The organism is Roseateles depolymerans, assembly GCF_003387155.1.
Classification (GTDB): Bacteria; Pseudomonadota; Gammaproteobacteria; order Burkholderiales; family Burkholderiaceae_C; genus Roseateles; species Roseateles depolymerans.
Genome location: NZ_QUMT01000001.1, coordinates 668,790 through 687,187, shown reverse-complemented (window position 1 = coordinate 687,187; position 18,398 = coordinate 668,790). Strand labels below are relative to the sequence as shown.

At 66.2% G+C, this 18,398-nt stretch carries 18 protein-coding genes; 13 read left to right on the top strand and 5 right to left on the bottom strand.

What is annotated here, in order from left to right:
* Positions 1-16: 16 nt before the first annotated feature.
* Genes sctC through DES44_RS02955 form a run of 3 tightly spaced genes read right to left on the bottom strand, consistent with a single transcriptional unit; the run spans position 17 to position 2,792 of the window.
* Entirely contained in the window at positions 17-1,846 is a 1,830-nt protein-coding gene (sctC, locus tag DES44_RS02965) for a type III secretion system outer membrane ring subunit SctC (protein ID WP_058936286.1), read from the bottom strand.
* Positions 1,846-2,061, bottom strand: coding sequence for a hypothetical protein (locus DES44_RS02960; RefSeq protein WP_058936287.1), 216 nt, complete (start codon positions 2,059-2,061; stop codon positions 1,846-1,848). Before DES44_RS02960 ends, sctC begins: the two co-directional genes overlap by 1 nt.
* The gene (locus DES44_RS02955; protein ID WP_058936288.1) at positions 2,058-2,792 is read right to left on the bottom strand and encodes a FliH/SctL family protein; all 735 of its coding nucleotides are present in this window, start codon (positions 2,790-2,792) and stop codon (positions 2,058-2,060) included. The genes DES44_RS02960 and DES44_RS02955 overlap by 4 nt, the downstream gene beginning before the upstream one ends.
* A gap of 187 nt (positions 2,793-2,979) precedes the next feature.
* On the opposite strand from DES44_RS02955, the gene DES44_RS02950 reads away from it, so the two are divergent.
* From DES44_RS02950 to DES44_RS02935, 4 genes are all read left to right on the top strand, one after another.
* Complete coding sequence (locus DES44_RS02950; RefSeq protein WP_170156583.1) at positions 2,980-4,056, top strand: FliM/FliN family flagellar motor switch protein; 1,077 nt, start codon at positions 2,980-2,982, stop codon at positions 4,054-4,056.
* Entirely contained in the window at positions 4,053-4,775 is a 723-nt protein-coding gene (locus DES44_RS02945; protein WP_058936290.1) for an EscR/YscR/HrcR family type III secretion system export apparatus protein, read from the top strand. The genes DES44_RS02950 and DES44_RS02945 overlap by 4 nt, the downstream gene beginning before the upstream one ends.
* An 11-nt stretch (positions 4,776-4,786) precedes the next feature.
* Positions 4,787-5,056, top strand: a complete 270-nt coding sequence (gene sctS / locus DES44_RS02940; RefSeq protein ID WP_058936291.1) for a type III secretion system export apparatus subunit SctS — start codon at positions 4,787-4,789, stop codon at positions 5,054-5,056.
* Positions 5,057-5,217: 161 nt separating this feature from the next.
* Positions 5,218-5,775, top strand: a complete 558-nt coding sequence (locus tag DES44_RS02935; RefSeq protein WP_211326920.1) for a sigma-70 family RNA polymerase sigma factor — start codon at positions 5,218-5,220, stop codon at positions 5,773-5,775.
* 64 nt (positions 5,776-5,839) lie between these two features.
* Here DES44_RS02935 and ubiB read toward each other — a convergent pair whose 3' ends face one another.
* The gene (ubiB, locus tag DES44_RS02930; protein ID WP_058937555.1) at positions 5,840-7,396 is read right to left on the bottom strand and encodes a ubiquinone biosynthesis regulatory protein kinase UbiB; all 1,557 of its coding nucleotides are present in this window, start codon (positions 7,394-7,396) and stop codon (positions 5,840-5,842) included.
* A 13-nt stretch (positions 7,397-7,409) separates the two neighbouring features.
* A complete protein-coding gene (locus DES44_RS02925; RefSeq protein WP_198164811.1) occupies positions 7,410-7,943 on the bottom strand; it encodes a hypothetical protein in 534 nt (177 codons plus the stop codon).
* 289 nt (positions 7,944-8,232) lie between these two features.
* Here DES44_RS02925 and DES44_RS02920 point away from each other — a divergent pair, with 289 nt between their 5' ends.
* From DES44_RS02920 to rfbC, 9 genes are all read left to right on the top strand, one after another.
* Positions 8,233-9,627 (top strand): undecaprenyl-phosphate glucose phosphotransferase, encoded by a 1,395-nt coding sequence (locus tag DES44_RS02920; protein ID WP_083525796.1) that lies wholly within the window; start codon positions 8,233-8,235, stop codon positions 9,625-9,627.
* Positions 9,628-9,658: 31 nt separating this feature from the next.
* Positions 9,659-10,882, top strand: a complete 1,224-nt coding sequence (locus DES44_RS02915) for a TonB-dependent receptor domain-containing protein (RefSeq protein ID WP_058936293.1) — start codon at positions 9,659-9,661, stop codon at positions 10,880-10,882.
* Between the two features lie 18 nt (positions 10,883-10,900).
* A complete protein-coding gene (gene galE / locus DES44_RS02910) occupies positions 10,901-11,929 on the top strand; it encodes a UDP-glucose 4-epimerase GalE (RefSeq protein WP_058936294.1) in 1,029 nt (342 codons plus the stop codon).
* Between the two features lie 26 nt (positions 11,930-11,955).
* Positions 11,956-13,305 (top strand): mannose-1-phosphate guanylyltransferase/mannose-6-phosphate isomerase, encoded by a 1,350-nt coding sequence (locus tag DES44_RS02905; RefSeq protein ID WP_058937557.1) that lies wholly within the window; start codon positions 11,956-11,958, stop codon positions 13,303-13,305.
* A 92-nt stretch (positions 13,306-13,397) separates the two neighbouring features.
* Positions 13,398-14,678 (top strand): nucleotide sugar dehydrogenase, encoded by a 1,281-nt coding sequence (locus DES44_RS02900; RefSeq protein ID WP_058936295.1) that lies wholly within the window; start codon positions 13,398-13,400, stop codon positions 14,676-14,678.
* A 272-nt stretch (positions 14,679-14,950) separates the two neighbouring features.
* Positions 14,951-16,021, top strand: coding sequence for a dTDP-glucose 4,6-dehydratase (gene rfbB, locus DES44_RS02895; RefSeq protein ID WP_058936296.1), 1,071 nt, complete (start codon positions 14,951-14,953; stop codon positions 16,019-16,021).
* A 9-nt stretch (positions 16,022-16,030) separates the two neighbouring features.
* The gene (rfbD, locus tag DES44_RS02890) at positions 16,031-16,912 is read left to right on the top strand and encodes a dTDP-4-dehydrorhamnose reductase (protein WP_058936297.1); all 882 of its coding nucleotides are present in this window, start codon (positions 16,031-16,033) and stop codon (positions 16,910-16,912) included.
* A gap of 8 nt (positions 16,913-16,920) precedes the next feature.
* A complete protein-coding gene (gene rfbA, locus DES44_RS02885) occupies positions 16,921-17,835 on the top strand; it encodes a glucose-1-phosphate thymidylyltransferase RfbA (protein WP_058936298.1) in 915 nt (304 codons plus the stop codon).
* A complete protein-coding gene (rfbC, locus tag DES44_RS02880) occupies positions 17,835-18,386 on the top strand; it encodes a dTDP-4-dehydrorhamnose 3,5-epimerase (RefSeq protein WP_058936299.1) in 552 nt (183 codons plus the stop codon). Before rfbA ends, rfbC begins: the two co-directional genes overlap by 1 nt.
* The last annotated feature ends 12 nt before the right edge of the window (positions 18,387-18,398 follow it).

Here is an 18,398-nt window from a genome sequence, read left to right as displayed (position 1 = left end):
GCGATGCGTGGACCGATCAGGGAAGCACGCGGGCGGTGACGATGAACAGGCGTTCCCGTTCTTCGCTGATGACACTGTCTCCCCGGAACAACCAGCCCAGCAGCGGCACGCTGTCCAGGCCGGGAACCCGGCTGTGGGAGGACTCGCTGTTCTGCCGCCGGTAGCCGCCCACCACCAGCGACTCGCCGGGACGCACCACCGCCTGGGTGCTGACGGAGCTGTTGCCCACGCGCGGGTCCGAGGCGCCAGCGCTGCTGTCGCCAAGGGCCCCGTCGTCGATGTCCAGCGTGACGCGGATGTTGGCGTTCTTGTCGTCGCCCAGCACGCTGGGCGTCACGCGCAGCATGGTGCCCGCGCTGACACTGCGCAGGTCGGTGGTGCGCTCGCCCACCAGCCTCACGTAGACCGACTGGCTCATGTCCAGCACGGCGGCATGGTTGTCCTGGGTCAGGATGGAGGGGCGCGACATGACCTGGGCCTGTCCCCGCGACTCCAGCGCGCGCAGCCGCAGGCTGAGGCGGTCGGTGGCCCAGAGCACCATGGAGGAATTGCTCGCCGGGCTGCTGCCGTCACTGCCGATGTTGCCGGCCGCATTGAGCTGCACCCGGGCCGCGCCGGACCCGATGGCCAGGTCGGCCGCCCATTCCCGCAGCGCATTGGCATTGACGTCGAGGATGGTCACATTGATCTCCACCTGCCGGGTCGGCACGTCGAGTTCAGCGATCACCGCGGTGTATTCGGGCTTGCGGGACGGGAGATCCCACACCAGCACGGCATTGAGCGGTGGGTAGGCACCGATGGTGGGCAGCGCGGCCCGTTCCTGGCGACGCCGCTCTTCTTCCACGGCATCCGCCGGGTTGGATCCTGGCGTGGATCTCTTGCCGCCAGCGGCAGCGCCGGGGATCAGGGTGTCGGGCAGTGGCGAGGCGAGGAAGGATCGTGTGCCGGCACTGCTGTCCGCGAGCCCATTGAAGGGCGACGGCAGGCCGCCGAGCGCGGCCGGTAGCGACGCGGCGCCGCCCAGCAGGCTCGATGGGCCTCCGGCCCCCAGGCTGCCTCCCAGGCCAGCCCCACTCCCGCCCGCTGGGGAAGACCCAAGGCCCAAGCGGTTGCTCAACGCATCCAGCCGCGCGTTGGACGCGGGGCTCATCAATTCCTTCAGCACCGAGGCGAGGCCGGGCTGCCGCGTCGTGAGGCCGCGCACCTGAACATCGCGGTCCTGGGCCACCGCATGCTTGAGGCGAAACACCATCAACTGCGGGCGCTCGGGCGCCGGCGCTGCCGGATTCGGCGAGACCAGGAAGCTGCGCACCGCCTCGACATAACTGGCAGGACCTTCCACCAGCACGGTGGGCGGATCGGTGTCCAGCTCGCCCCAGCCAAAGCGCGACTCGAACAGGCCCAGGCCGATCAGGGCCTGCCGGGCTGCTGCCGCGGTCTGGCCCGTCAGCTCGACCCGGGCGCGGGCCGATGCCGACTGCGGGGACACATGCAGCACCCCGCGATACACATACCAGTCCAGCGACAGGCTCTGGGCCAGTTGGTCCAGAAAGGCCGCCGGCGCACTGCCGCGTGAAGGCAGCGCCAGCATGCGGCGCTGACCCAGCTTGGCACTGGACAGCTTCAGCTCCACCCCCATGGTGTCGCAGAACTGCTGCAGCACGGTTTCCAGCGTTGCGTTGTCATCCGCGCGGTTGCTGTAGAGGATGTCCTTCCAGCCGGCGGGCGTGACGGCCTGCGCCGGCAGCCAGCACGAGAACAGGCAGGCGGACAGGCAGGTGGACAGGGCCAGGCTCGGTGCCCAGCCCCGCTTGAGCCGCAACAACGAGGAGGTCTGCGTGGCCATCACAACTTGCCCGCGACTTTTTTCAGCAGCCCATGACGCAGCTGCAAACCGATCTGGGCCGCCCAGTCGGCGCGCTGGAGCTCCATCTTGGCTTCGAGGAAGGTGCGGCCGCCAGGGCCATCCAACACATCGACGGATTGCAGCCGCTGCTGAATCTCCACCTCGCGCGAACGCAGTTGATGGACAAAGGCGGTCATGGGGTCGTTGTAGCTCATGGGGAATGCTCGGAAAGAGGAGAGGCCGGCGCAGGGCCGGGGGACGGGACGGCAGCGCGCTCGCTGGCGCTTTCCGTCGGAAGGGGGGCGCTCTCGACGCTATCGGCGCTGGGGGGCGCCAGCGGGACGGATTGCAGGGCAGTGCTCAGCGCCTGCAGGTTGGCGTGGAAGTCGGCCCGCACGGTGCCGGCGGAATGCGACAGCACGCAGGCGCCGCGCGGCAGTGAGGGATCAGGGACCAGGGTCCAGGGGAGGTCGGGGCGCAGCGGTGCAATGAGCGGCAGGTCTGCCGGATGCAGCTGCACGGTGGCCTCTTCTTTCAGCGACAGGGCCGACCATTCCGCCAGCACCAGTTGCACGCTGGACTGGGCCGGCCAGGCGTCGGGCAGTTCCACCATCAGGCGCTGCAGCGCATCGCGGGCCACCTGGGCCACCAGCGTGGCGGCCGTGTCCCGCACGCCGCGGCGCTCGTCCTGCAACTGCTGGGACAGCTGGGCCGCGCGCGCCAGCACCATCGATTCGCAGGCCGCGCGCTGGCGGGCCAGCAGGTCCTGCTGACGTCGTCGGGAGCGGCGCAACTGCGCTGCACAGCGCGAACGCACGGCGCGGACCAGGTCCGACGCCTGCGTGACCACGCCGAGATCGGCCGCGGACAGCACGCCGTCCGCATCTGCCAGCAGATGCGGAGTGTGGGCAAGCGTCAGGCGGCGGGCAATCGGAAACGGCTTCATGGTCTTGGGTAGTTGCCGGCAACGCACGCGCGGTTCTGCCGGCTCGGGCCCCGACATTGACCAAGCGCAGGGTGCGTCCACGCACCCGGAACCCATTTGTCATGTGACCCCTACTGACCTGACGTTTTTTTGCAAACGCCTTGTCCCTCCCTCCCTTGTCCAGGCAGTCGCCCCTGCCCGATTCATCATGAATGCCCCCACTTCAGGCCGCGCAGCGCCGTCTGCACGGCCTCTCTCCTTGCGCCGGGTGACCGGCCTTCAGGCTCGCTTGTCCCGTCAGTTGTCGGCGGGGCTGGTGTGGCCGCTCGACGATCCGGATCTGTCGCTGCGCAGCGCCGAGCTGCTGCTGTTGCCGGCCCCCGTCTCCGACCTCCAGGCCCAGCCCTTTCTGCATCTGCAGGGTCGCCATGGCCCGCTGCAGCTGATGGACGCCAGCCTGCTGACGCTGCTCACCGGCGTGCAGTACCCGCCAGACACCCCCACGACGGTGGTGCATGAATTGCACCGCCTCTCCCTGGCTCGGATTCCCCCCGCCTTGATGGAATGCCTGGGCGGTCCATTTCACCTCCTTGAGACAGATCAAGCACACGCCGCGACCGATGCCGGTGATTCACCTTTCCTGCCTTGTCTATTGACCTTGACCGGCATCAATGACGAATGCCACACCTTTCTCCTGCACGCGCAGGCCCACACGCTCTGTGAATGGACCGCGCATGCGGGTTGGCAGAGACATGCACTTGATCTGCACGCGGCCACTGCACTTCCCGAAGCCGTTCGACGCCTGAGTTTCTCGGGGGGACTGCACCTGGGCCGACGCCCCATTTCCGCCGCACGACTCGCTGCCATCGGGGTGGGCGACGCGCTGCTGATCCCGCTGGACGGACCGGCACTCAAGCCCCCTGCCCACATGCTTTTGGGATCGGCACTAGTCAATGTTTGTCAGCTCGCCGATGACTCCTATGTATTCCAAGGATGGGTCGTCGACGCCCCTGCCCTTTCCAATCCTTCCCATGTCAAGGCAATTGAAAAGGTCCCCACCATCATGGATGCATTGAAAGTCGATCTCGATTTCATCGTCGGCCGACTGTCGATGACAGTCGCTGAACTCACCGCGCTCAACAGCGGTCGAATTCTTCCCCTCGAATTGGCCACGCCGCCGCATGTGCGCATCGTTGCGCACGGCACGGAACTGGGCAGCGGTGAATTGATCGAGCTGGACGGCCGTCTGGCGGTCGAGATCACCGACTGGGGTAGCCGGCCATGAATATCGCCGCCTACGACCCGGTCTCGCTGGTGCTGCTGCTGGCCGGCATCGCCCTGCTGCCGCTGCTGATGGTCTGCACCACCGCGTTCCTGAAGATCTCGATGGTGCTGATGATCGTGCGCAACGCCCTGGGCGTGCAGCAGGTGCCGCCCGGCATCGCCGTCAATGCGGTGGCGCTGGCCGCGACGCTGTTCGTGATGGCGCCCATCTTCAACGAGATGGCGGGCCGGCTGCAGCTGACCTCGCCTTCGCAGGACCGGTCGGGGCGGCCCTCCAGCAGCACGACGCCCGCCGGCAGCAATGCAACTGGCGATGCAGGTGCGCCGCCCAGCCGCGGCGGCCTGGGCCACATCGCCTATGCCGCCGAGCCGCTGCGCGAGTTCATGTTGGCCAACACCCTGCCCGAGCGTCGTCAGCGCTTCGTGGAACTGGCCCAGCGCCAGTGGAAGCGCAGTGCGCTGGGCACCCCCCATGAGCGCGACTACGTGGTGCTCATCCCCTGCTTCGTCGTCTCCGAGATGGAGATGGCGCTCAAGGCCGGTTTCGTTCTTTATGTCCCGTTTGTGGTCATCGACCTGCTGCTGTCCAACCTGCTGCTCGCCCTGGGCATGCAGATGGTCTCGCCGATGGTCGTGTCCCTGCCGCTGAAGCTGCTGCTCTTTGTGGTGCTGGACGGATGGACCCGCCTGTTCGAAGGCCTCGTGGCCTCTTACGCCTGAAGGAGCGCGCCATGGTCGAGACCATCGCCTTTTTCCAGAAGGGCCTGCTGGCCGTGATCTGGCTGTCCATGCCCAGCCTGATCGTGGCGGTCATCACCGGCGTGGTGGTGTCCCTGCTGCAAGCCGTGCTGTCCATGCAGGACCAGAGCATTCCCTTCGCCGTCAAGTTGCTCGCCGTGGGGGTCACGCTGGCCGCCACCGGGCGCTGGGTGGCGCTCCAGATCCTTTCACTCGGCGAGCAAGCCCTTGCGGCCCTGGCCACCTTCGGAGGCCGACCATGAGCCGCGTCCCCTGTCTGTCCCCGGCGTCTGCCGCGGGGAACATTTCCGCCCATGAAGACCTGTCCGCCGTCACCGGTCGTGAGCCAGGTCCGGGCGCTTCACCAGCCCTCAACGATATGACCGAACAAGAACATGAAGCGCGGAATCGTCAGCAGCAGGTCTTGACGCACATCGTCCGCATCGCCCGTGAATCCCGCAACGACTCCAGCAAGCTCAAGCGCTTCCTGCGCCGGTATGAGCGCTCTCCCGGCGAGCTGGACGACATCATCCAGGACGCGCTGCTGGAGGCCACCCGCTGCAGCGACCGGTTCATGGCCAAGTCGTCGGTGGAGACCTGGTTCTTCGGCATTGCCGCCAACGTCGCCCGCAACCATGTGGCCCGCAGCGCCAAGCGCAGCAGCCAGCTGGAAAGCCTGGACGCCACGCCGCACATGGTCGATGGGGAACTGGCCCAGCGCAATGGCGAAGCCGTGATGGATGTGAGCCAGTGCGTGTCCTACCGTCAACTGGCGAAGGTGGTGGACGACACGCTGGCCGGGCTCTCGCCCGACCTGCGCGGCACCTTCCACCTGGCCTGCCTGGAGGAGGAGTCCTACCGGGATGTGGCGGAGATCCAGTCGATTCCCATCGGCACGGTCCGCTCGCGGGTCAACCGGGTGCGCACCCTGCTGCGCTCGAAGCTGCAGCAAGGCTTCGCCGACTTTGCGACGCCGGGCTGAGCCGGGCTGATCGCGTTTAAAGCGGGGTCTAAAGCGGCGCTTAGATCGGCGCTTAGATCGTCGTTTAGATCGGCATCCAGCGCAGCACCACCTGGCTGACCACCAGTGCCACCATGAAGCCGGCCACGCCCCACACCAGGCCCTGCAGCAGGTGATTGGTGCGGCGCTGTTCCGCCAGCAACTGGCGGGTCAGCTCATCACGGCGGCTGTCGCCCTGCTGCTTGAGCGCCTCGTGCATCAAGCGGGGGAACTCGGGCAGCATCTGGGCGAAACGCGGCGCCTCCTTCTTCAGATGGTGCAGGAAGGAGCGCCACCCCACCTGCTCGTCCATCCAGCGTTCCAGGAAGGGCTTGGCCGTGGCCCAGAGGTCCAGCTCCGGATCCAGCTGCCGGCCCAGACCTTCAATATTGAGCAGCGTTTTTTGCAGCAAAACCAGCTGCGGTTGAATCTCGACGTTAAATCGTCGTGAAATCTGAAACAGGCGCATCAGCACCTGGCCCAGCGAAATGTCCTTCAGCGGCTTGTCGAAGTGCGGTTCGCAGACGGTGCGCACCGCCCCTTCCAGTTCATCCACCCGCGTTTGCGGGGGGACCCAGCCCGATTCGATGTGCAGTTCCGCCACACGTTTGTAGTCGCGGCGGAAAAAAGCGATGAAGTTCTGCGCCAGGTAGTCCTTGTCGACCTCGGTCAGCGTGCCGATGATGCCGAAATCCAGCGCCACATAGCGCCCAAAGGTCTGCGGCTCCAGGCTCACCTGGATGTTGCCCGGGTGCATGTCGGCATGAAAGAAGCCGTCGCGGAAGACCTGGGTGAAGAAAATCGTGACGCCGTCGCGGGCCAGCTTCGGAATATCCACCCCCGCTTCGCGCAGGCGGTCCAGCTGGGAGATGGGCACGCCCCGCATCCGCTCCATCACGATGACCTCGCTGGCGCACAGCTCCCAGATCATCTCGGGCACCAGCACCAGTTGCAGGTCCTGCATGTTGCGACGCAACTGGGCGGCATTGGCGGCTTCACGCACCAGGTCCAGCTCGTCGTGCAGGTAGGTGTTGAACTCGGCCACCACCTCGCGGGGCTTGAGCCGCCGGCCGTCCGCCGAGAAGCGTTCAATCCAGCCCGCCAGGGTGCGCATCAGGGCCAGATCGTCCTCGATGACGTCCAGCATGCCGGGCCGCAACACCTTGACCGCCACCTCGCGACCGTCCGGCAGCACCGCGAAGTGCACCTGGGCGATGGACGCACTGGCGACGGGTTCGGCGTCGAAGCTGGCGAAGATGTCCTCGATGCGGCGGCCGAAGGCCCGCTCGATCAAGGCGCGGGACTGCTCGGCCGGGAACGGCGGCACGTTGTCCTGCAGGCGGGACAGCTCGGCCACCATGTCCGCCGGCACCAGGTCCCGGCGGGTGGACAGCAGCTGACCGAATTTGACGAAGATCGGGCCCAGGCGCTCCAGCGCCATGCGCAGGCGCACGCCGCGGGGCTCGTCCCAGGCGCGGCCCACCGAGATCAGGCGGCGCAGGAAACGGAAACGACGCTGCTTGAGCGTGGAGAGCGCCAGCTCATCCAGGCCGAAGCGGTACAGGGTCCAGACAATGACCAGCAGGCGGGAGAGATATCTCATGAACACCCGCCGGTCAGGCCCGTCCCTGTCCGTCCGGCATGAAGCGGCCGGCCTGACGGGCCAGCAGCGCCATGCCCTGGGCGGCGGCACGGCCGACGCGTCCCAGTTGATGCGCCACGGCCGGGCCGGTGATGGCCGCCAGGTCGTCCTCAATATCCCATCGCAGGTTGTCGATCAACCAGTTGATGTCGCCTGCCAGTTGCGCGTCCCCCAGCACCCGCACCTCCGGACGCTCGCCGGAGAGCACGCCAAAGGCGGCTGCCGCCGGATTGGATGCTTCCAGTTGTATTTCCAGGTCCGGTTCTTGCTCTTGGGTTTCCCCGTCATTCAACCGTTCCAGAAGACCGGCGGGCGTGATGCGCAGACGCAGGTCGGGCGCGGCAGGCAACAGGCGGGGCCACCCCGCCAGATGCAGCCGCACCGTCTTGCCAGCCTGCGGCGCCAACCGTGTCGTCACGACCGGCTCGCGCGACATGACATGGTTGAGCAACAGCGTGATGCGATCCTGCACAGCAGGGGCCAGGAGCTTGGACCATTCTTGAAGCATGGGGCGGATTGTAGGCAGACCCAGCCCGAAGGTAGGGGGTCGCTGGTTACGAGTGGGGTGAAGGATTTGAGAGAGAATTTCCGGCTCCGGCCGGGACAAGGGGGTAACCCGGCCAGTCATGCCCCAGGCATGGCCGGAACGGGACAGGTGCGGAAAGCGCCGCCAGAACCGGCCAACCACAAGCCGGATGGGCAGCGCGGCTCAGCAGAGCCGGCCATCGGCCGGGCTGCGGAGCATGGCCGGAAGGCCAGTCCGTGGCATGAGGGAAGCAACCAAGGACCACAGGGTGATGTTTGAGGATCGGAACTACAAGAGAACGTTCTACAGTGCGCCGCAATCGGTCCAGTCCTTCATCGCGGCGTTTCTCGAGCCCAGCCTGATCGTCCTGGTCTATCTCGCGGTGCTGGCCTGGTTCGGGGAACCGGTCATGCGCTCCACCTACACGCTGTGCATGCTGGTGTTCGCGCTGACCTTCCCGGGACGCAATCATTTCGGGGAGCATCCGGCCAGTGCCGTGACCGACATCATCGGTTCATGGCTGATGCTGCTGCTGATTCTTGGCATGTTTGCCTATGCCACCAGCAGCCTGCACTACTTCGAGCGCGATGTGCTGATGTGGTGGGCCATCCTCACCCCGCTGAGCCAGATCGTCGCAGTGGAGATTGGCCGGCAGGTGCTGCGCTGGCGGTCGCGCCAGCCCTGGATCCGCCGCTCGGCCATCATCGTGGGCGCCGGCCCGCTGGGCGCCAAGGTGGCCCGGGCGCTGGAAGCCGGTCCGATGAAGGGGGTGGAACTGCTGGGCTTCTTCGACGACCGGCAGGACGACCGCCTGCACGGCGACACCAGCGGCCGCATCCTGGGCACCCTGCCGGAGCTCAGTGACTTCGTCCGCGCGCACGGCGTGCGGGAGGTCTACATCACCCTGCCGCTGGGCTCGCAGCCGCGCATCGTGCAGTTGCTGGAGCAGGTGCAGGGCACCACCGCGTCCATCTTCTTCGTGCCGGATGTCTTTGGCATCAGCATCATCCAGGGCCGCCTGCAGGACATGAACGGCGTGCCGGTCGTGGGCATTCTGGAAACACCATTCACGGGCGTGAATGAGGTGGTCAAGCGCATCAGCGACATCATCCTGGCCAGCCTGATCCTGCTGCTGATCTCGCCCATCCTGGTGGCGCTGGCCATCGGCGTGAAGCTGAGCTCGCCCGGGCCGATCATCTTCAAGCAGCGCCGCAACGGGCTGGATGGGGACGAGATCATCGTCTACAAGTTCCGGTCGATGCGCTCCATGGACAACGGCGCGGTGGTCAAGCAGGCCACCAAGGGCGACCCGCGCATCACCCCCTTTGGCGCCTTCATCCGCCGCACGTCGCTGGATGAGCTGCCGCAGTTCATCAACGTGCTGCAGGGCCGCATGAGCATCGTCGGCCCCCGGCCCCATGCGGTGGCCCACAACGAGGAATACCGCCAGATCATCAAGGCCTACATGGTGCGCCACAAGGTCAAGCCGGGCATCACCGGCTGGGCCCAGGTCAACGGCCTGCGCGGCGAGACCGACACCATCGACAAGATGAAGGCCCGGGTGGAATATGACCTGGAATATCTGCGCAACTGGTCCCTCGGGCTGGACCTGCAGATCATCGTACGCACCGTGCGGCTCATGGTCTTCGACCGCCACGCCTACTGACCCCCCAAGAAGAATCAGGAGCCCACTCGTGATGACCCCCCTTCATCGCCTGCCCCGCCTGCCGCGCCTGTCACGCCAGACGTCTCCCTGCGCACGCCCGGCGGCGCTGCCCTGGCTGCTGGCGGCCGGCCTGCTGGGTGCCAGCGCTGGCGCCTCGGCCCAGAGCAGTGGCGCCCCCTGGTATCTGGGGGCGGCGCTGTCGCAGCAGTATGCGAACAACGTCTTTCGCGAGAACAGCGCCGAGAACAGCGACCAGTTCACCACCCTGACCCTGCTGGGCGGCGCCGACGTGCGGCTGGGACGCCAGCGGCTCTATGCCAACACCAAGTGGATGGACAACCGCTACAACCACAACGACCAGCTCAACAACCGGGGTTTTGACATCCGCACCGGCATGGACTGGTCCACCGTGGGTGATCTCTCCGGCAACCTGACCTATCTGCGCAAGCGCTACCTGGCCGACTACAACGCCACCTCGCAGATCGCGCCCACCACCGACCGCAACATCCAGACCGACCAGAGTGCCGAGGGCACCGTCCGCCTGGGCCTGCCCTCCACCACGCCGCTGGCGCTGGAAGGCGGTTATGTCTACCGGACGCGTGACTATTCCCTGGCCAGCTATGTCAGCCAGGAATACCGGCAGGGCGCCACCTCGCTGGGCCTGACCTACAGCCCCAGCAGCCAGTGGCGCTTCGGCGTGGCCGGTCGCTACACCAAGGGCCACACGACCGACACCGACTTCAAGTACTCCCGCCGGGACCTGGACCTGACGGCCGGCTGGACGCTGACCGGGTCGTCCAACCTCAATGCCCGCATCAGCCGCAGCAATGCCGACAACTTCAATGGCGTCACCGGCTCGCTGATCTGGGACTGGCGGCCGGGCGGTCGCTGGAACCTCAGCACCCAGATCTCCCGCGACACCGGCGTGGAAACCTACTACCTGGGCGTGGCCAACGTGGTGTCGGACTACAACCGCATCACCACCTCCGCCCAGGTGCAGGGCAGCTACCGCCTGACCGGCAAGCTGAGCCTGACCGCAGGCGGCGGCTATTCGCGGGTCAGCCGTGACGACCGCAATTTCAACACCGGCAACAGCGACAGCAGCCGTTTCTACAACGCCGGCATCAGCTGGCAGGCCACCCGCGCGGTGACCGTGGGTTGCAGCTACAACCGCCAGAGCCGCAGCTCCTACAGCCTGCTCTACACCTACGATGCCTACACGGCCGGCTGCTATGTGCAGGGCGTGATCCAGTAAGACCACCAGGGACCCAGAATGAGCACCACCATCTTGTTGACCGGCGCGACCGGCTACATCGCTTCCCACACCTGGCTGGCGCTGCTGGCCGCGGGTTATCGCGTGATCGGCGTGGACAACTTCAGCAACAGCTCACCCAAGGTCCTGGACCGGCTGGCCGAGCTGAGCGGCCAGACGCCGCTGTTCGAGAAGCTGGATGTGTGTGATGCGGCGGCGCTGGACCGCGTGTTCAGCGAGTACCAGCCCGCCGCTGTGGTGCACTTTGCGGCCTTCAAGGCGGTGGGCGAATCCACCGCCAAGCCGCTGAGCTACTACCGCAACAACCTCGACGGCCTGTTGACGGTGTGCGAGGTGATGCAGCGCCACGGCTGCAAGCGCATCGTGTTTTCGTCCAGCGCCACCGTCTACGGCCAGCCGCGCTCGCTGCCGCTGCGCGAGGATGCCGAGCTGATGGCGGTCAATCCCTATGGCGCCACGAAACTGATTGGCGAGGGCATCCTGCGCGACCTGGGCGCGTCCGATCCCGCCTGGCAGACCGCCTGCCTGCGTTATTTCAATCCGGTCGGTGCCCACGAAAGCGGCCGCATCGGCGAAGACCCGCGCGGCATTCCCAACAACCTCATGCCCTACGTCACCCAGGTGGCGGTGGGTCGCCGCGCCAAGCTGAGCGTCTTTGGCAACGACTACGACACCCCGGACGGCACCGGCGTGCGCGACTACATCCACGTGGTGGACCTGGCCGAAGGCCATGTCGCGGCGCTGCGCTTCCTGCTGGACGGGAAGGAATCCATCTGGGTCAACCTCGGCACCGGCCGCGGCTACAGCGTGCTGGAGCTGGTCAACGCTTTCGCCAAGGCCAGCGGCCGCGAGATCCCTTATGAAATCGCTCCGCGCCGTCCCGGCGATGTCGCGGCCTGCTATGCCGACCCCACACTCGCCCGGGAACGCCTCGGATGGACGGCAAAATACGACCTGGCGCGGATGTGCGAGGACAGCTGGCGTTGGCAGTCCGGCAATCCCAATGGCTTTGAGGGAGCAGAAGTTTGAGCAAGATCGACGTCCTACCGGTGATCATGGCCGGTGGCAGTGGAACGCGGCTGTGGCCGCTGTCCCGCGCGGGCTACCCGAAGCAGTTCCTGATCCTGAGCGGCAACACCAGCCTGTTCCAGCAGGCGGCGGACCGCCTGGCGACGCTGGGCGCCGAGGACATCGCCGTCAGCGCCCCGCTGGTGGTGGGCAATGAAGAACACCGCTTCATGGTGCTGGACCAACTGCGCGAGCAGCACATGAGCCCCAGCGCCGTGCTGCAGGGCGGGACCGATCCGGTGCTGGTGGTCGCCCCGGCGGACCAGACCGTCACGCAGGCCGATGCCTTCACCACCGCCGTGCAGACGGCCATCCGCCAGGCGCAGGACGGCGCCATCGTCATCCTGGGCATCACGCCGGATCGTCCCGAAACGGGTTATGGCTATATCCGCGGCCAGGCGGACGGCAACGGCCTGCGGGTCGAGGCCTTCGTCGAAAAGCCGGATGCCGACACGGCCCAGCGTTATCTGGACGAAGGCAGCTACTTCTGGAACAGCGGCATGTTTGTGCTGCGCGCCTCGACCTGGATCAAGGCCCTGCAGCGCTTCCGTCCCGACATCGAAGCCGCCACCCGCGCATCCTTCGACGGCCGCAGTGCCGACGGGGCCTTTGTGCGCCCGGCCAAGGACGCGTTTGCGCAGGTCCCCAGCGAATCCATCGACTATGCGGTGATGGAGCACTGCCCCGGCAGCGAATTCCCGCTGCGCATGGTGCCGCTGGACGCCGGCTGGAACGACCTGGGCGCCTGGGAAGCGGTCTGGCAGGTGGCGCCCAAGGACGATGACGGCAATGCCAGCCGCGGCGACGCCATCATTGCCGACAGCCGCAACACGCTGGTGCATGCCACCAGCCGCCTGGTGTCGGCCGTTGGCCTGGACAACATTGTGGTGGTGGAAACGCCGGACGCGGTGCTGGTGGCCGACCGCAGCAAGAGCCAGGACGTCAAGAAGATCGTCAATTCCCTCACCGCCAGCCAGCGGGGCGAGCACAACCTGCACCGCAAGGTGCACCGCCCCTGGGGCTGGTACGACAGCATCGACATGGGTGAGCGCTTCCAGGTCAAGCGCATCATGGTCAAGCCGGGCGCCTCGCTCAGCCTGCAGATGCATCACCACCGGGCGGAGCACTGGATCGTGGTGTCCGGCACGGCCGAGGTCGTCAACGGCGACAAGACCATCCTGCTGACCGAAAACCAGTCCACCTACATCCCGCTGGGCCAGGTGCATCGCCTGTCCAATCCGGGCAAGGTGCCGCTGGAAATCATCGAGGTGCAGTCCGGGTCTTATCTGGGCGAAGACGACATCGTCCGCTACCAGGACACCTACGGCCGCAACTGAGGGATCGGCGGCGCGCTCAAAACCGGATACAAAGCCGGCTACAAAGACGTCCGTGACAGGACAAGAAGCGCACGCTTGAAGAGGAGAAGGCCGTGGCTGTGATCGCCGTTGTAGGTCTGGGATATGTGGGGCTGCCGCTGGTGGTCGAGTTCGGCAAGCTGGGCCGCACCATCGGTTTTGACATCTCGACCGACAAGGTGGCCAAGTGCCGCGCGGGCACCGACCCGTCGCGGGAGTTGACCGACGAGGAAGTGCGGGCCGCCGTCCACGCCGAATATCACAGCGATCCGGCCTGCCTGGCCGAGGCCGACGTCATCATCGTGGCGGTGCCCACGCCGGTGGACGAGGCGCATATTCCGGACTTCCGCCCGCTGGTGGGCGCGTCGGCCAGCGTCGGCCGCCACATGAAGGCCGGGGCGGTGGTGGTGTTCGAGTCCACCGTGTATCCGGGCGCGACCGAGGAAGTCTGCATCCCGGTGCTGGAGCGGGAATCCGGCAAGGTCTGGAAGCGGGACTTCTTCGTCGGCTACAGCCCCGAGCGCATCAACCCGGGCGACAAGGAGCACACGCTCACCAAGATCCTGAAGATCGTCTCCGGCGACACGCCCGAGACGCTGGACATCGTCGCCCGCACCTACGAAAGCATTATCCGTCCGGGGGTGCATCGCGCCTCCAGCATCAAGACGGCGGAAGCGGCCAAGGTCATCGAGAACACCCAGCGCGACCTGAACATCGCGCTGATGAACGAGCTGGCCATCATCTTCGACCGCATCGGCCTGGACACCTCGGAAGTGCTGGAAGCGGCGGGCACGAAGTGGAACTTCCTCAAGTTCAAGCCGGGACTGGTGGGCGGCCACTGCATCGGCGTGGACCCGTACTACCTCACCCACAAGGCGGACATGCTGGGCTACCACCCGCAGGTCATCCTGGCGGGGCGCCGCATCAACGACGGCATGGGCAAGTTCATCGCGGAGCAGACCATCAAGCAGATGATCGCCGCGGGCAGCTACATCAAGGGCGCCAAGGTCAACGTGCTGGGCCTGACCTTCAAGGAAGACTGCGGCGACCTGCGCAACTCCAAGGTCATCGACATCATCCGGGAGCTGGAGAGCTATGGGGTGGAGGTCTGGGTGACCGATCCGGCGGCCGCCGCGGATGAAGCCATGCACGAATACGGGGTTAAACTCCACCGATTCGAGGATCTGCCCCGGGCGGATGCCATCGTCGCCGCGGTCGCCCATCGGGAATACAAGGCACTGGGCGTGCAGGACCTGTGTGGCAAACTGGTGGACGGAGGCGCCTTCATCGACGTGAAGGCGGCGTTTGCAAGTGACGCGCTGCGGGCGGCCGGGCTCAAGGTCTGGCGGCTGTAAGGCCGCTCATGCCGCTCATGCCGGTGAGGCGAGCAAGGCCGACGCCAACGCTCGCCCGCTGCTGAAGCGCGAGGCTGGCTGCGCAGGGGCGGAGGCGCAGAGGCAGAGGCAGAGGGCCTGACCGGCCTGAGAGCGGTTTGCACGAACAACGGTGGATGAACCGGAGTGCGGCGCGCTGCTGACTCAGCCGCTGATTGCCTCCGCCAGAGCCGGGTCGCGACGAGGCGTTGACGGCAGATCCATTTTTGCGAGCTATAAGGGATATTCGACTCATGACGATCCTCGTCACCGGCGGTGCCGGTTTCATCGGCAGCAACTTCGTGCTGGACTGGCTTCGCTCGTCGGACGAGCCTGTGGTCAACCTGGATGCGCTGACCTATGCCGGCAATCTGGAGAATCTGGCCAGCCTGAAGGACGATGCCCGCCACGTCTTCGTGCAGGGCGACATCTGCGACCGCGCACTCGTGGACCAGTTGCTGGCCACCCATCGTCCCCGTGCCATCGTCCACTTCGCGGCGGAAAGCCATGTGGACCGGTCCATCCACGGCCCGGGCGCCTTCATGCGCACGAATGTGGAAGGCACCTTCACCCTGCTGGAAGCGGCTCGCGCCTATTGGGGCACGCTCGAAGGCGAAACCCGCGACGGCTTCCGCTTCCATCACGTCTCCACCGACGAGGTCTATGGCTCGCTCCAGCCGCAAGACCCGCCGTTCTCCGAAACCAATCCCTACGAACCCAACAGCCCCTACTCCGCGTCCAAGGCGGCGAGTGACCATCTGGTGCGGGCCTGGCATCACACGTATGGGTTGCCGGTGGTGACCACAAATTGCAGCAATAACTACGGACCCTATCACTTCCCGGAGAAGCTGATCCCGCTGATGATCGTCAATGCGCTGGCCGGCAAGCCGCTGCCGGTGTATGGCGATGGTCAGCAGATCCGCGACTGGCTGTATGTGACCGACCATTGCTCCGGCATTCGCGCGGTGCTGGCGGGGGGGCGCGTCGGCGAGACCTACAACATCGGCGGCTGGAACGAGAAGGCCAACATCGACATCGTGCGCACGGTCTGCGCGCTGCTGGATGAACTGCGTCCGGATGCGGCGGGGCCCTACAGCCGGTTGATCACCTATGTGAAGGACCGTCCGGGCCACGACCGGCGCTACGCGATCGACGCCCGCAAGATCGAGCGAGAGCTGGGCTGGCGTCCGGCCGAGACCTTCGAGACCGGCATCCGCAAGACGGTGCAGTGGTATCTGTCGAACGAGGACTGGGTGGCTCGTGTGCAGTCGGGGGCCTACCGCGACTGGGTGTCGAAGCAATACGGCGCAGGCCAGACGAACTGAGGCGCGGCCATGAAACTGCTTTTGCTGGGCAAGACCGGACAACTGGGCTGGGAGCTGCAACGCGCCCTGGCGCCGCTGGGCACCCTCGTGGCGCTGGACCGCCACGAAGGGGGCGACCTCTCCGACAACGACCGGCTGGCCGCCACGGTCCAGCGCGTGGCGCCGGACGTGATCGTGAATGCAGCGGCCTATACCGCCGTGGACAAGGCCGAGTCTGATGCGGCGGCGGCCCGTCAGATCAATGCCGCCGCGGTGGGCCTGCTGGCCGCGCAAGCGCGTGCGACCGGGGCGCTGCTGGTGCACTACAGCACCGACTATGTGTTTGACGGCAGTGGGGATCAGCCCCGCGATGAATCGGCAGCCACCGGCCCGCTGAGCGTCTACGGCCGCACCAAGCTCGAAGGCGAGCAGTTGATCGCCGAGCAGGGCGTGGACGCACTGGTGCTGCGCACCAGCTGGGTCTATGCCGCGCGCGGGGGCAACTTTGCCAAGACCATGCTGCGCCTGGCCGCTGAACGCGAGCAGTTGAAGGTGGTGGCCGACCAGGTGGGCGCGCCCACCGGGGCCGACCTGCTGGCAGACATCAGTGCGCACATGATCCGCGGCGCCCTGGCCGACCGCTCGCTGTGCGGCACCTATCACGCCGTGGCCAGTGGCGAGACCAACTGGCACCAGTATGCGCAGCATGTGCTGCGCCGTGCCGCTGCCAAGGGGGTGGCCCTGAAGGTGCAGCCGGACCAGGTGGAGGCCATTCCCACCTCGGCCTATCCGGTGCCGGCGCCACGCCCGCTCAATTCACGTCTGGACAACCGCCGCCTGCAATCCCGGTTTGGCCTGGTGCTGCCCCAGTGGCAGACGGGCGTGGACCGGATGCTGGACGAGATCCTGTGAGGCCCCGCATGTCGACCACTCCCCAGACTTCCTCCGAGACCACTTCCCGCAAGGGCATCATTTTGGCGGGGGGCTCCGGCACGCGCCTGCACCCGGCGACGCTGGCGCTGAGCAAGCAGTTGCTGCCGGTCTACGACAAGCCGATGGTGTACTACCCGCTGAGCACCCTGATGCTGGCGGGCATCAGGGACATCCTGCTGATCAGCACACCGCAGGACCTGCCGCGCTTCGAGGCGCTGCTGGGCGACGGGTCGCGCTGGGGCATCCGGCTGGAGTATTGCGTGCAGCCGTCGCCGGACGGCCTGGCCCAGGCCTTCATCCTGGGCCGCGACTTCATCAACGGCGCCCCCAGTGCCCTGGTGCTGGGCGACAACATCTTCTACGGTCACGACCTGCTGGGCCTGCTGCGCGCGGCGGACGAGCGCACGGAAGGCGCAACGGTCTTTGCCTACCATGTGCATGATCCGGAGCGTTACGGCGTGGTGGCCTTCGATGATGGCAAGCGGGCCTTGAGCATCGAAGAGAAGCCGCTCAAGCCCAAGAGCAACTATGCGGTGACGGGCCTGTATTTCTACGACCACCAGGTGTGCGACATTGCGGCGGACATCAAGCCGAGCCCCCGCGGCGAGCTGGAGATCACCGACGTCAATGCGCGGTATCTGCAGATGCAGCAGCTGAAGGTGGAGATCATGGGCCGCGGTTATGCATGGCTGGACACCGGCACGCATGACAGCCTGCTGGAAGCGGGCCAGTTCATTGCGACCCTGGAAAAGCGCCAGGGGTTGAAGGTGGCCTGTCCGGAAGAAATTGCGTACCGCCGGGGATGGATCACTGCGGAACAAGTTGAGCGTTTGGCGCAACCAATGCTGAAGAACGGGTATGGCCAATACCTGAAGCAATTGCTCAACGAGAAGGTGTTTTGATGAATGTGATTCCGACCGCGCTGCCGGAGGTGATGATTCTTGAACCCAAGGTGTTTGGAGACGCACGCGGGTTCTTCATGGAAAGCTGGACGGAGCCGAAGTTCAATGCGGCTGTCGGTGCCGACGTGCGTTTTGTGCAGGACAACCATTCGCGCTCCAGCCGCGGCGTGCTGCGGGGGCTGCATTTCCAGCTGGCGCCGCATGCGCAGGGCAAGCTGGTGCGCTGCACCGCGGGTGCGGTGTTTGATGTGGCGGTGGACATGCGTCGGTCCAGCCCGCGCTTTGGGAAGTGGGTGGGGGTGGAGCTGAGCGGGGACAACCATCGCCAGCTGTGGATTCCCCCGGGTTTTGCGCACGGCTTTCTGGTGCTGAGCGACACGGCGGACTTCCTCTACAAGACGACCGATCTGTATGCGCCGCAGGCGGAAGGCTCGGTGCGGTGGGATGACCCGGCGATCGGCATTGAATGGCCGGACACCGGGGTGGAGCCGAAGCTGGCGGAGAAGGACGCGAAGGCGCCGCTGCTGGCGGACGCAAAATTCTTCGACTGAGGCAGACCTGCC